Source organism: Gynuella sp. (assembly GCF_050297175.1).
Taxonomy (GTDB): domain Bacteria; phylum Pseudomonadota; class Gammaproteobacteria; order Pseudomonadales; family Natronospirillaceae; genus Gynuella.
The window spans coordinates 60,955-73,936 of sequence record NZ_JBNKSF010000057.1 but is presented as its reverse complement, the minus strand read 5'-3'; the positions used below and the strand labels follow the sequence as shown (position 1 = coordinate 73,936).

Below are 12,982 nucleotides of genomic sequence, written 5' to 3'. Positions count from 1 at the left end.
GACAGTTGCGACGGCCCGGCTGTATCAGGCTCGTACCTTCTCAAATAAATCCAGATTCAGCTCCATCGTCAGAGAATCCCAGTGTTTGGGTGTGTCCTCACGGGAACTAGCGACAAACTGCTGAAACGCCTCGCTCTGAAACACTTCTGTTTTTTCGGTAATCTGCCTGACCAGTTCCTCGGCTGTCTGATCAAGGTCGTTGCTGTGAGGTTCGCCGATCAGCTCATGCACCAGTAGATTCGACATGGTCATGTCGAGAGGAATCAGCGGAAACTGGGTCCGTGACATAAAAATATCATTGACTTCTTCGATGAGCCGATGGGTGACGTATGCACCACTGATCAGTGTATCCAGGCTATGACGGCCTTGGGTAAATGAGGGGGGCGATACGATAAACGCCTCTGCTACTGTTAAAAATGGTTCGACAAAATTATAAACGCCGGCCTGACTGGAGACGGCTCTAACCTCTGCGATACAGTCAGGCAGCGCAGCAATATACGATTTTACAAAGTTAACGATTTTGGTAACCGGATCTTCACTCGGCAGGCGTACGCAATGATGCAACAGGTTTAGCCGTGCCATCACCATTTTACGCATATATCCTGCGGTATCTTCCAGTTCTATGGCTTCTTTAATGATAGCCCTTAACTGCGGGACGGACATAAATGAAAAATACTCATACTAACATTGACCCAGAAGTGAGGTCGGATGATCGATGATATGTGCAAAAACTCCAACTTTCGCCAGAACATCGCCCAAGGTCTGTTTGTCCAGATTTTTATACACATAAACCCCTAAATAACTGATAACAGATCCTATTCATTAAAAGTAGCAGAATTGCCTCAGTTTGCTTGCTTCTAAGTCTTTGATTTTCAAAAAAATACAAATTGGAACGAATAAAAAAAACTAATCAACACTTTATTCACGCTAAATTTGGTGTTTATACTGATTTAACTCAATATTAATACAAAAAGATATTAAGGTATTAACGTTTAGGTAACACATCCGTAAGGAGGAGTGGAAAGCTAGAAATACAGATCAGTCCGGTTTGTTTGCATTTTGATGCAGGCCGCTTACCTGCCCAAAAACGAATCCAATCCAGAAGTACAATAACAATTAAGAAAACTGAGGTGGAGAATGCAAAAACTGAAAGCCTGGCTATGGTTGTCAGCCGGTGTCCTTCTATGGGGTCTATCGACATATGGTCATTCTGAATCCAGATGGAATATGACTGAAGGAGTGACTGAAATCAGCCGCGCAGTCTATCGTTTACACATGTTGATCTTTTGGGTTTGCGTTGGTATCGGCATCATTGTGTTTGGCATCATGATTTATTCCATGCTTATGCATCGCAAGTCCAGAGGTGTACAGGCCGCCAACTTTCATGAAAGCACGCTGGTGGAAATTATCTGGACTATCATTCCATTTGCCATTCTCATTGCTATGGCTATCCCGGCAGCCCGGACCCTGGCTCAGATTTATCAACGGGAGCCAGCTGAAGTCACAATCGAAGTTGTCGGTTATCAATGGAAATGGCAGTACCGCTATGTCAGCGATGCCAATGATGCCAAAGTTGCTTATTTCTCCACGCTCGCCACGCCCCCAGAACAAGTTGCCAATAAAGTCGCCAAAGATGAAAACTATCTGCTTGAAGTGAACGAACCTTTAGTGATTCCTGCTAATCAGAGGGTTCGCTTATTGATTACCTCCAATGATGTGATTCATTCCTGGTGGGTGCCTGCTTTAGGTGTCAAGAAAGATGCTATTCCCGGAATTGTTAATGAAAGCTGGACCAAGGTTGAGCAGACTGGTCTGTACCGCGGTCAGTGTGCAGAGTTGTGCGGTAAGGACCATGGCTTTATGCCAATTGTTGTGGATGTCCGGGAGCCAGATGAATTTCAAACCTGGCTTGCGGCGAAACAAGATGATGCACGGAAAATGGCCGAGTTGACCAACAAGACCTGGACACTGACTGAACTCGTCGATCGAGGTGAAAAAGTCTACGGACAATTCTGCGTCGCCTGCCATCAGGTTAATGGTATGGGTGTTGAAGGCGCATTCCCTGCATTAAAGGGGAGCCTGATAGCAACCGGTGATATCAACAAACATATCGACACTGTATTACATGGCGTCAACGGTACTGCCATGCAGGCATTTGAAAAACAGTTGTCGGAAGTTGATCTGGCAGCGGTTATTACCTATGAGCGTAACGCCTGGGGTAACAACATGGGGGATATGGTTGCACCCCTGGATATCGTTAAATTTAAGTCCGGACAATAGGAGTGAACCATGACTGCGATCAGCCATGAACATGATCATCATGAAGAGCACCACGGTCCGGCCAAGGGCCTGACCCGTTGGTTATTTACCACCAACCATAAAGACATCGGCACGTTGTACTTGTGGTTCAGTTTTTCCATGTTTTTGCTTGGTGGAACATTTGCGTTGGTCATCCGTGCTGAGTTATTTCAGCCGGGTTTGCAATTGGTTCAACCGGAATTTTTTAATCAGATGACTACCATGCATGGCCTGATTATGGTGTTTGGTGCAGTCATGCCAGCCTTTGTCGGCCTGGCTAACTGGATGATCCCGATGATGATCGGTGCACCGGATATGGCTTTGCCCCGCATGAATAACCTGAGTTTCTGGATCCTGCCGTTTGCTTTTGCCATGTTGGCCAGTACGTTGTTTATGGAAGGCGGGGCTCCTAACTTTGGCTGGACCTTCTATGCGCCCTTATCTACTACTTATGCACCGCCGAGTGTGACGTATTTTATCTTTGCCATTCACATTATGGGCGCATCTTCGATTATGGGCGCAATCAATATCATCGCAACCATCTTTAACCTGCGCGCGCCGGGCATGACGTTTATGAAAATGCCCCTGTTTGTCTGGACTTGGTTGATTACCGCCTATCTGCTTATTGCCGTGATGCCGGTACTCGCCGGTGTGGTGACCATGATGTTGATGGATATCCACTTCGGGACTTCATTTTTTAATGCGGCTGGAGGAGGCTCTCCTGTTCTGTTCCAACATGTGTTCTGGTTTTTTGGGCATCCAGAAGTGTACATCATGATCCTGCCAGCCTTTGGAGTGGTGTCTGCAATTATTCCGGCATTCGCCCGTAAACCTTTGTTTGGTTATACCTCGATGGTGTATGCCACTGCGTCCATTGCATTCCTGTCTTTTATTGTTTGGGCTCATCACATGTTTACGGTCGGTATTCCGCTGGTGGGTGAGTTGTTTTTCATGTATGCGACGATGTTGATCGCGGTTCCCACGGGGGTGAAGGTCTTCAACTGGGTGGCTACCATGTTTCGTGGCTCGATGACGTTTGAGACACCTATGTTGTTTGCCTGTGCGTTCGTGATTCTGTTTACCATCGGTGGCTTTTCGGGATTGATGCTGGCAATCGCTCCTGCTGATTTTCAATATCACGATACCTATTTTGTTGTTGCCCACTTCCATTATGTGTTGGTGCCTGGAGCGGTATTTTCGATCATGGCTGCCACGTATTACTGGTTACCAAAATGGACTGGTCACATGTACGACGAAACACTTGGGAAAGTGCATTTCTGGTTGTCGTTTATCGGAGTCAACATTACGTTTTTTCCGCAGCATTTTATTGGCTTGGCCGGCATGCCCCGAAGGATTCCTGACTACAATCTGCAGTTTGCGGATTTCAACATGATTTCCAGTATGGGAGCTTTCCTGTTTGGCATCAGTCAGTTGGTATTTTTGCTGGTAGTCTTCAAGTGTGTTTTTTCGGGTAAAAAAGCACCCGCCAAACCCTGGGAAGGGGCGGAAGGTCTGGAGTGGACTGTACCTTCGCCAGCGCCGTATCACACCTTCACCACACCACCAAAAGTGGATTGAGGGAACAGATGGGAACAACAGCCGATAAACCCGAAAGCCATACCCGCGTGGTGGTCATCCTGCTTGGAGTTGTGGTAGGGATGATTATCTTTCTCTTTGTGGGTCTCGTGCCTATGTATAACCTGTTGTGTAATTTGACCGGTATTACCGGCAGGACCGGTGGTCCTTATACCCAAACGTCACAACAAGTCGATGCTCAACGTGTCATCAAGGTGCAGTTTCTGAGCCACAACAATGAAGGTATGCCGTGGGATTTTTATCCGGAAACTGTCTCCGTGGAAGTTCATCCCGGAGAACCAGTGACTGTTTTTTTTAAGGCACGGAATAATTCCGGTAAAGACATGGTTGGTCAGGCTGTGCCCAGTGTCAGCCCTTTTGAAGCGACTAACTATTTCCATAAAACAGAGTGTTTCTGTTTCAGCCAGCAACCACTTGAAGCGGGAGAAGAAAAAGAAATGGGTGTCAGGTTTCTGGTGGATCTGGATGCACCGGACTTTATCGACACGATTACTCTGTCTTATACCATGTTTGATGTCACTCAAATGGCAGCCAACGAAGGTACGTAAATTACGTCGGTTATTTTTATAAGGCAGAACATGCTGTCGCCTGAAGGTTTGAAAATATAACAAGAATCATAATGGAGACCTCAATGGCTAATACGTCAACCTATGAAAAGTATTTTGTTCCGGCCCAGAGTCGCATGCCTGTGCTCATGGCATTTTCGATGTTCTTATCAGTCTATGGTGCTGGACGATGGCTCAACGGTGGTACGGCAACTATTTTTATGCTGGGTGCATTATGTCTGGCATTTACCATGTTCAACTGGTTTTCCAAAGTCATTGGAGAAAACCTTGCCGGCTTGAACAGTGATCAGCTCAAGCGCTCGTATGTGTGGGGCATGGGGTGGTTTATTTTTTCCGAGGTAATGTTCTTCGCAGCGTTTTTCGGTGCATTGTTTTATGTACGAGCTTTGAATGGTCCGTGGCTTGGCGGTGAGTTTGGTGACAGTCTCAGTTATTTTGGTAAAGATTTTACCTTTAACTGGCCCATGCTGGAGAACCCCAACAATGCTGTGTTTACCCCGCCTGAAGGCGTGATCCACGCCATGGGTTTACCGCTTTGGAACACCATTATTCTGATCAGCTCCAGTGTCACGGTAACCATCGCACACCATGCACTGATTGCTCAAAAACGACAGCAGTTGAATATCTGGCTGGGGTTAACCGTGTTACTGGGATGTGTATTTCTGTATTTCCAGGCAACTGAATATCATGAAGCCTACACTGAACTTGGTCTGACGTTGCATTCCGGTATCTACGGTACGACCTTTTTTATGTTAACGGGTTTTCATGGTGCTCATGTCACGATTGGCACGTTCATGTTGCTGATGATGTTTATACGTAGTCTTAAAGGGCACTTCAAACCCAACGATCATTTCGGTTTTCAGGCGGCTGCATGGTACTGGCACTTTGTTGACGTGGTATGGATCTGTTTGTTTGTGTTTGTGTACTGGATTTAATGCGCGGGTGTCAGTAGTGGCCGGACCAAGGTGCGGCCATGTTCAGTTGGCCTGAGAAATAACCGAACATCAAAAGACATACGATCAACACAGCCAGACATATGCGTACCGTTAATAAATAGACCATGGTTTTGGAATCGTTAGGAAACCGGAACAGAGTGTAGAGTGCGCCGCTAAGTGAGAACAGCATCAACACGATTAAGAAAATGATCAGTATTTTCAACCACATAAATCAGCAACAAATTAGTGTGTGAATGATAACGGCAACGACTTCAGAAAAATCTTTTCAACCAGGCAGAGCAATGACGATTTTTGTCGTTATTTTTTTGCCACTGACGGTTGTCCTGGGTTTCTGGCAGCTTAGCAGAGCTTCTTGGAAATCACAGCTTTTACAACATTATCAGGTGCTGTTGAGTAGTGCACCGGTATCGTTGAACAAGGATTGCTGTGAGTTGTTTTCTCAGGTTGTAGTCAGAGGTGAACCTCTGGCTCAATGGCACTATCTGGTTGATAACCGTACCTCTCGTGGTCAGGCTGGTTATGAAGTCGTTGTGCCTGTGCGTCTTTCGGAGGGTAGCTTTGATTATGCCTGGGTTAGTTTGGGGTGGATTGCTGGAAACCCTGATCGTCGCTTGCTTCCTGAGATTGGCCATTTGCCAAGGACTATCGAATGGCAAGGCACTGTGCGTCGGGTGAGCTGGCAGGAATCCGATCCTATGACGAAAGTGTCAACCGGCTACCGGCGCTTGCTACCCGGTGCTGACCGCTATCGTGTTTTCCCGGAATTGATCCAATTGAATGACGCCCAGCCCTACGTACTGACTCATATTTGGCAACCTAGCTCCATTCCACCTGCCCGACACTTTGGTTATGCCGTGCAATGGTTTGCTCTGGCGCTGACGTTGGTGTTGTTATATTTAAAACTTGGTTTTAAGCATCCAGTCGAGGAATCCCGTGAATCCCAGTATTGAAACATCTGCTCAAATAGCAAATACCCGTTCTCGCCTGACGGCCTCGTTAATCCTGATGCTACCGGTGCTAGTGCTGGTTGTAGCAACAGTGATGTATCAGACTGGGTTGATGAATCCTGGTGAAAGAAATAATCAGGGAAACCTGTTGTCGCCGGTACTGCAGCTTAAGGATCTGTTGCCACAGGACTATCAGCGACTTCAGGGTCATTGGCAATTGATTCTATTTGATGATGGTGCAGCAGATGGCAGAACCCATGAATGGCTTTACTGGACCCGGCAGATCCATGTAGCACTGGGGAAGTATATGCCCCGGGTGCAACGATTATTGGTTACCACTCAGGTTGAGCCTCCTGCCAGGGTCAATGAGATCGGAGGTTATCAGACGTTAAGGGTTGATCAGGGGCAGCTTGATGCTTTTGTACATGGCCAGTTGCAAGGTGACCCGGTAAAAAGCGCTTATCTGATGATTGCTGATCCGTTGGGCAATGTCATGCTCTATTACACTGCTGAGCACAATGGCAAGCAGGTGACCAGTGATCTTAAAAAACTGTTGAAGCTGTCTACCATAGGTTAGTGCCATGACTCGTTTAGCTAATGTGCGACCCGGTTTCAGACTTGCTTTGTTTGCCACTGCGTTTGCACTTGCGGTGGTTGCACTGGGAGCTTTTACCCGCTTGTCTGATGCTGGACTGGGGTGTCCGGATTGGCCGGGTTGTTATGGTCATTTTTGGGCGCCTACGTCAGATACGGCGATTGCGAAGGCCAACCAGAGTTATCCTGACATGCCGGTGGACCTCAGTAAAACCTGGCCGGAAATGGTACATCGTTATCTTGCTTCAGGTCTGGGGGTGTTGATCATCGCCTTGACGGTTGTTTGTATTTATTTCCGTCGGCTGGATGATCAACCGGTCAAGTTACCGGTGTTGTTATTGTTGTTTGTGGTTCTACAGGGTTTTTTTGGGATGTGGACCGTTACATTAAAATTATGGCCCCAAGTGGTGACTGCTCATCTACTTGGCGGTTTTACCACTTTCTGTCTGCTGTGGCTGCTGACATTAAGGTTATCCGGCTGGCAATCCGGCTCCCACAGTCAGATAAATTTACCCAGAAAGATTGCAATGATCGCGTTGGGATTGGCCATTTTCCAGGTCATGCTGGGAGGCTGGACCACCTCCAATTATGCCGCGCTGGCCTGCTCAGATTTCCCTTTGTGTTATGGCGATGACTGGTGGCCGCAGGCCGATTTCAGTCATGGCTTCAATATATTTCAGCACATTGGTCCGAATTATCTCGGTGGCGCTTTGCATGCGGAGGGTCGCATCGCCATCCATTGGAGTCATCGTCTGGGAGCTGTGCTGGTGGGGCTTGCCTGTTATTGGCTGGCCTGGCGGTTATGGCAACAGCGTCTGGCTGTGCTGGCCGGGGTGCTTGTTACGGTGGTGTCGGGCCAGATTCTATTGGGTATCAGTAATGTTGTCTTTGTATTGCCACTACCGGTTGCAGTTGCCCACAACGTTGTTGGGGCGGTGTTGGTCGCCACATTGGTAACGGTAAATTATCGTTTATTTCAGGAGGTAAAACATGGCTGTAGCAATTATCCAGCATCGTCAAGCGATATGGCGAGACTACTTGGAGCTGACCAAACCTAAGGTTGTAGCTCTGATGATTCTTACCTCTGTGGTAGGCATGCTGCTGGCGGCAGATGGTTGGTTGAGTCTGCACGTGTTGATTATTGGCAATGCCGGTATTGCACTGGTTGCTGCGGGAGGAGCGGCCATTAATCATCTGGTTGATTCCCGTATTGATCAAATCATGGCGCGCACCCGTAAACGTCCGGTCGCAGAAGGCCGGGTATCGGTGATGCAGGCGGCTTTGTTCGCCGCTTTGTTGACCGCTTCTGGCATGTTGCTGCTGATATTGTTCATTAATGCGCTGACAGCTTGGTTGACCTTTGCGTCACTGATTGGTTATGCGTTTATATATACGGGATTTCTGAAACGGGCGACCCCGCAAAATATTGTCATTGGTGGACTGGCGGGAGCGGCTCCGCCGTTATTAGGCTGGACTGCCGTCACTAATTCGGTAGACGCATTTCCCATGGTATTGGTGCTGATCATTTTTGCCTGGACCCCTCCTCATTTCTGGGCATTGGCAGTACATCGTGAGAAAGAGTATGCCAAAGCCGAAATTCCAATGTTGCCGGTGACTCACGGTGGGGCCTATACTCGTCTGCATATCTTGTTGTACACCCTGATTCTAACGGGAGTTACTTTATTGCCCTTTGCTGCCCGGTTGACGGGATTGGTCTATCTGTTAGGGGTGGTATTACTCAATGCCCGCTTCTTGCAATGGAGCTGGTGGTTGTATCGGCAAAGTCGCGACTATGCTGCTTTTAAGACTTTCAAATATTCGATTACCTATTTGATGCTGTTGTTTCTGGTGCTTTTGATAGATCATTACCTTCCAGTTATGTTGTAACCTGTTGGGGCTCTAAAAATAGGAATAGTTTTGATGCAGGTTAGGAAGCACCGCTCGCAAAACCACCGTTTACTGGTGTAAATGAGGATTTGAATGGGCGTGTCGCCTCCGGATGGAGCTGACCAGGTCCTGCGCGAAAATAGGCCATTTTTCAGAGGTGCCTATACAAAATCTATTTCTTCATGGGAGGTCATTTGAATAAAAGTATTCGTAATACAGTCGTCTCTTTGGCTGTTATTGTCGTTGGTATCTTTGGCTTGCAGTTCTGGTTGTATTCACGTAGCCAGACATTGAATGACGATCAACTTAAATCGATGAACGCAGTGATGTTTGCCAGCCCCAGAAACATTCAGCCTTTTCAATTGCTGGACCAGGATGGCCAGACGTTTGTCGCAAATGATTTCAAAGGCCATTGGTCACTTGTTAACTTTGGCTACACCAATTGTCCGGATATCTGTCCGACTAATATGATGTTGTTGGGACAAGTGGCCAAGCAGTTAAAAGAGCAGCAGAAACCGATGCCGCAGGTATATATGGTAACGGTTGATCCGGAACGTGACACGCCTGAGCTATTGAAAAGCTATATCGGTTATTTTAACCCGACATTTAAGGCTTTGAGTGGTGACGAGTCAGTCATCGCCAATCTGGCCCGTCAGTTGAACAATTTATTCAGCCGGGCACCAGGTGGCGATGATGATGTGTATTTCGTTGATCACAGCGACAATATGGCTATTCTCAATCCGGAGGGCCAGTTTGTTGGAATATTCAGACCACCTCATAAGCTCAGTGATCTGACAACGGTGCTTACGGATCTGATGGCTCGTTAGGGACGAGCCATTGATTCAGCAACTCAGACAGTTCATCAATACCCTGCTTTTTCAGTGAAGAAAACAGTTGGACTGTAACCAGCTCTCGATGACGCGTCAGTTCTTTCTGCACTTTGAGCAGTTGGGTCTTTGCGGCGCCAAACTTAAGTTTGTCTGCCTTGGTTAACAGGATGTGACAAGGCAGTCCTGATTCGTAGGCCCATTCCACCATCTCCTGATCGAACTCTGTCAACGGGTGGCGGATATCCATTAACAGAATCAGGCCTTGCAAAGATTTCCGTTCCTGCAGGTATTGTTCAAGGTGGTAATCCCAGTCCCGTTTGGTTTCTTTGGATACTTTGGCAAAGCCATATCCTGGTAGATCAACGATACGAAAGGCCGGGTCATTCAGGACAAAGAAGTTGATTAATTGTGTCCGTCCGGGAGTTTTACTGGTCCTGGCCAGTTTATTTTGACGGGTCAGTGTGTTCAGGGCACTGGATTTACCGGCATTGGACCGCCCGGCGAAGGCAACCTCTGCGCCAGTGTCCTCTGGACATTGATCAAGACGAGCCGCGCTTTTTAAGAAGCGGGCGGAATGAAAATTAATTGCTTTAAAATTAGACATATTTTTTATGCTGTCTTCTCTTTGCGGGAGCTTATTTACTATAATGCGGCGCCAGTTTGCAAAGGGCCTGTGAGCCCTGGTAGGAATTGAGACGTGTTGCATTGCAGCGAGTACACGCACAAAAAGGCTGAAACATGATATTCAGATCATCTTGGATCCGTGTTTTTTGCCCGAATTGTACGCTACTGAAGCAATGTAGAGCGTTTTTCAAAAACCTACTGGCCACCCCGGAAACTACCTTGGCCATGCTGATAAAATTCACAAAATCAGGAAATCCAATGAAAAAACAGCTCATCTCTTTCCTATTTCTGTCCCTGGTGCTGTCTGGAGCCGCCAGCGCCGCAGGAGACATTGAGGCCGGCAAGGCACTTTCCCAGTCTGCAACCTGCATCGCCTGTCATGGCCCGGATGGTATTGCAGCGATTCCCAATTATCCATCATTGGCGGGGCAGGGCGAAGCTTATTTATTGAAACAGCTGCGTGATGTTAAGTCAGGTGCTCGCGTGATTAACGAAATGGCGGCAATTGTTGCGCCGTTGAGTGATCAGGACCTGCAGGATCTGGCAGCATTCTTCTCTTCTTTGAATGGTCCCACAGGCCAGGCTGATCCGAAACAGGTAAAACTGGGCCAGTCTCTGTTCATGGGAGGGAATATCGACACGGGCGTAACTGCCTGCGCTGCCTGTCATACTCCGACAGGTATGGGTAACCCGGTTGCTGTATTTCCAAGGCTTGCTGGTCAGAACCCCGCCTATATTGTGGCTCAGTTGAAGAAATTCCGGGAAGGTTATCGTCATACAGGGGCTCAGGTTGCAGAAGCCCGTACGAATGACGGCGATACCAAAATGATGCGTGACGTCGCATTCCGGTTAAAAGACTTTGAAATTGATGCTCTGGCCAGTTATATATCGGGTTTATACTGATGAAGGCTAGGGCGCAAAGATAATGAAAAAGCGGCTGATGCCGCTTTTTTTGTTTTCAAAACCCGACAATAGTTACACCTATGTTCATTTACTACCATGCAAGATAGGCATGGTCCACATCAACCTTTGGAGAAAAAGATGCGCTTTCTGAAACTGTTTGTCATGGCAGCTGCAATACTGTTCACAGGCCATGCTCTGGCAGCCGACAAGTATATTGAGGGAAAACACTATAAACTTCTGCCCAACCCTATATCTGTTGCTTTGGAACCTGGAAAAAAAATTGTTGTCTGGGAGTTCTTTTCCTATACCTGTCCACACTGCTATCACCTCGAACCAGCTTTACAGGAATGGATCCCTACTCTGGCTGATGACGTACAGTATGAACCGGTAGCCACACCTTTTTCACATTGGATTCCAATGGTTAAGTCTTACTATGCGGCTGAACTACTGGGTGTTGCCAAGACAGCCCATGAAGATGTCTTTAATGCGATATTCGTAAACAAAGCACCTGCTAGAACAGTAGAAGATTTTGCGAACATCTATGCAAAACTCGGTGTAGATAAAGAGAAGTTTCTTAAAACCGCAGAGTCTTTTGGCGTGAATACCAAGCTGAAACAGGCTGAAATGCTGACTAAAGGGTCGGGTATTATGGGTACACCAAGTATGGTTGTTGCCGGCAAATATCTGGTAACTGGTGAAACCGCCGGCTCTAATGTGGGTATGATTGACGTGGTGAATTTTTTAATCGAAAAAGAACGCTCTGAGAGTTAATGGTTATACTTCTCCTGGTAGGTTAGATTTGATACTGCCAGGAGATTTTCGATGCGTCGTAGTCATCAATTACATTTTCCAGAAAATCCGGCACTCTACTATGAGGCCAGGCCCGCCAACCATTTGCGAATGTTGAGTTATAATGTTCAGGTAGGTATCCGCACTGAGCACTATCACCACTATATAACACGAGCTTGGCAACACATTCTGCCTTCTTCTGCCCGCTTGAAGAACCTCGATTCCATTTCTGCCCTGCTTAAAAATTTTGATTTGGTCGCGCTTCAGGAAGTCGATGGTGGCAGTTTCCGCTCCGGTTTTATCAATCAGATCGAATACCTTGCAGAAAAAGCCCATCACCCTTACTGGTATCAACAATGCAACCGCAACTTTGGTCCACTGGCGCAGCATAGTAACGGCGTCCTGTGCAAGCATAAGCCAATTAAGGTAGTGCAACATGAGTTGCCAGGCAAAATACCAGGGCGTGGTGCTATAGAGCTGGTCATGGGGCAAGTGGAGTCACCGTTGACAATCATTATGGTGCATCTTGCTTTGGGGAAAAGGGATCAGAATCAACAGCTAAGCTATATTCGCGATCTGGTCTGTGATCGTGCAAACTTCATTCTTATGGGGGATCTCAATGTTCGTGCGGAAAAGTTGGTGGCTCATCCGGCGCTATCCAGCCTTCCTCTTTATGTTCCGCTTCACACCAGAACTTACCCCAGCTGGAAACCTACCAAGGCCTTGGATCACATCGTATTGTCGAACCATATAAAGGTCCATCATCTGAATGCATTGGACCATCCGGTATCTGATCATCTGCCAGTGGCGATAGATTTTGAATGGCCGCACGCCGGCTGAGAATATTTTGAGGTTGTTCATATCTCTTATAAAGACTGTGACCAGCGAGCCAAGCGTAATCAGGAAGAAGCATTGTGGTGCCAGGTAAGCCAGAATGTGTACCAGTTTCTCATTAAGGTAACTTGGTCTTAAATGCAGTTTGCTGGATGTGC

Annotated in this window: 15 protein-coding genes; 12 read left to right on the top strand and 3 right to left on the bottom strand. The window is 47.3% G+C overall.

Going from position 1 to position 12,982, the window contains the following annotated elements; translation table 11 throughout:
• Positions 1-24 precede the first annotated feature (24 nt).
• Positions 25-663, bottom strand: coding sequence for a hypothetical protein (locus ACQY6I_RS21570; protein WP_428243595.1), 639 nt, complete (start codon positions 661-663; stop codon positions 25-27).
• Between the two features lie 474 nt (positions 664-1,137).
• Here ACQY6I_RS21570 and coxB point away from each other — a divergent pair, with 474 nt between their 5' ends.
• The 4 genes from coxB to ACQY6I_RS21550 all read left to right on the top strand — a co-directional run bounded on the left by coxB (position 1,138) and on the right by ACQY6I_RS21550 (position 5,395).
• A complete protein-coding gene (gene coxB / locus ACQY6I_RS21565) occupies positions 1,138-2,280 on the top strand; it encodes a cytochrome c oxidase subunit II (RefSeq protein ID WP_428243594.1) in 1,143 nt (380 codons plus the stop codon).
• Positions 2,281-2,289: 9 nt separating this feature from the next.
• A complete protein-coding gene (ctaD, locus tag ACQY6I_RS21560; protein WP_428243593.1) occupies positions 2,290-3,876 on the top strand; it encodes a cytochrome c oxidase subunit I in 1,587 nt (528 codons plus the stop codon).
• An 8-nt stretch (positions 3,877-3,884) separates the two neighbouring features.
• Positions 3,885-4,442 carry a cytochrome c oxidase assembly protein gene (locus tag ACQY6I_RS21555; RefSeq protein ID WP_428243591.1) on the top strand — a complete coding sequence of 186 codons (558 nt, stop codon included), beginning with the start codon at positions 3,885-3,887 and terminating at the stop codon, positions 4,440-4,442.
• An 83-nt stretch (positions 4,443-4,525) separates the two neighbouring features.
• A complete protein-coding gene (locus tag ACQY6I_RS21550; protein WP_428243590.1) occupies positions 4,526-5,395 on the top strand; it encodes a cytochrome c oxidase subunit 3 in 870 nt (289 codons plus the stop codon).
• Between the two features lie 10 nt (positions 5,396-5,405).
• On the opposite strand, the gene ACQY6I_RS21545 is transcribed toward ACQY6I_RS21550, so the two are convergent.
• Complete coding sequence (locus ACQY6I_RS21545; RefSeq protein ID WP_428243589.1) at positions 5,406-5,624, bottom strand: DUF2909 domain-containing protein; 219 nt, start codon at positions 5,622-5,624, stop codon at positions 5,406-5,408.
• Between the two features lie 73 nt (positions 5,625-5,697).
• On the opposite strand from ACQY6I_RS21545, the gene ACQY6I_RS21540 reads away from it, so the two are divergent.
• The 5 genes from ACQY6I_RS21540 (at position 5,698) to ACQY6I_RS21520 (ending at position 9,671) form a co-directional block, all read left to right on the top strand.
• Positions 5,698-6,366 carry an SURF1 family protein gene (locus tag ACQY6I_RS21540; RefSeq protein WP_428243588.1) on the top strand — a complete coding sequence of 223 codons (669 nt, stop codon included), beginning with the start codon at positions 5,698-5,700 and terminating at the stop codon, positions 6,364-6,366.
• On the top strand, positions 6,350-6,940 hold the full coding sequence (locus tag ACQY6I_RS21535) for a hypothetical protein (RefSeq protein ID WP_428243587.1): 591 nt from the start codon (positions 6,350-6,352) through the stop codon (positions 6,938-6,940). Before ACQY6I_RS21540 ends, ACQY6I_RS21535 begins: the two co-directional genes overlap by 17 nt.
• 4 nt (positions 6,941-6,944) lie before the next feature.
• Positions 6,945-8,015 carry a COX15/CtaA family protein gene (locus ACQY6I_RS21530; RefSeq protein ID WP_428243585.1) on the top strand — a complete coding sequence of 357 codons (1,071 nt, stop codon included), beginning with the start codon at positions 6,945-6,947 and terminating at the stop codon, positions 8,013-8,015.
• Positions 7,948-8,844 carry a heme o synthase gene (gene cyoE, locus ACQY6I_RS21525; protein WP_428243584.1) on the top strand — a complete coding sequence of 299 codons (897 nt, stop codon included), beginning with the start codon at positions 7,948-7,950 and terminating at the stop codon, positions 8,842-8,844. The genes ACQY6I_RS21530 and cyoE overlap by 68 nt, the downstream gene beginning before the upstream one ends.
• A gap of 194 nt (positions 8,845-9,038) precedes the next feature.
• Complete coding sequence (locus ACQY6I_RS21520; RefSeq protein WP_428243583.1) at positions 9,039-9,671, top strand: SCO family protein; 633 nt, start codon at positions 9,039-9,041, stop codon at positions 9,669-9,671.
• On the opposite strand, the gene yihA is transcribed toward ACQY6I_RS21520, so the two are convergent.
• Positions 9,649-10,278 (bottom strand): ribosome biogenesis GTP-binding protein YihA/YsxC, encoded by a 630-nt coding sequence (gene yihA, locus ACQY6I_RS21515; protein ID WP_428243582.1) that lies wholly within the window; start codon positions 10,276-10,278, stop codon positions 9,649-9,651. The genes ACQY6I_RS21520 and yihA overlap by 23 nt on opposite strands.
• Positions 10,279-10,556: 278 nt before the next feature.
• Here yihA and ACQY6I_RS21510 point away from each other — a divergent pair, with 278 nt between their 5' ends.
• From ACQY6I_RS21510 to ACQY6I_RS21500, 3 genes are all read left to right on the top strand, one after another.
• On the top strand, positions 10,557-11,201 hold the full coding sequence (locus tag ACQY6I_RS21510; protein WP_428243581.1) for a c-type cytochrome: 645 nt from the start codon (positions 10,557-10,559) through the stop codon (positions 11,199-11,201).
• A gap of 138 nt (positions 11,202-11,339) precedes the next feature.
• Entirely contained in the window at positions 11,340-11,972 is a 633-nt protein-coding gene (locus tag ACQY6I_RS21505) for a thiol:disulfide interchange protein DsbA/DsbL (RefSeq protein WP_428243580.1), read from the top strand.
• A gap of 51 nt (positions 11,973-12,023) precedes the next feature.
• Positions 12,024-12,830 (top strand): endonuclease/exonuclease/phosphatase family protein, encoded by an 807-nt coding sequence (locus ACQY6I_RS21500; RefSeq protein WP_428243579.1) that lies wholly within the window; start codon positions 12,024-12,026, stop codon positions 12,828-12,830.
• The last annotated feature ends 152 nt before the right edge of the window (positions 12,831-12,982 follow it).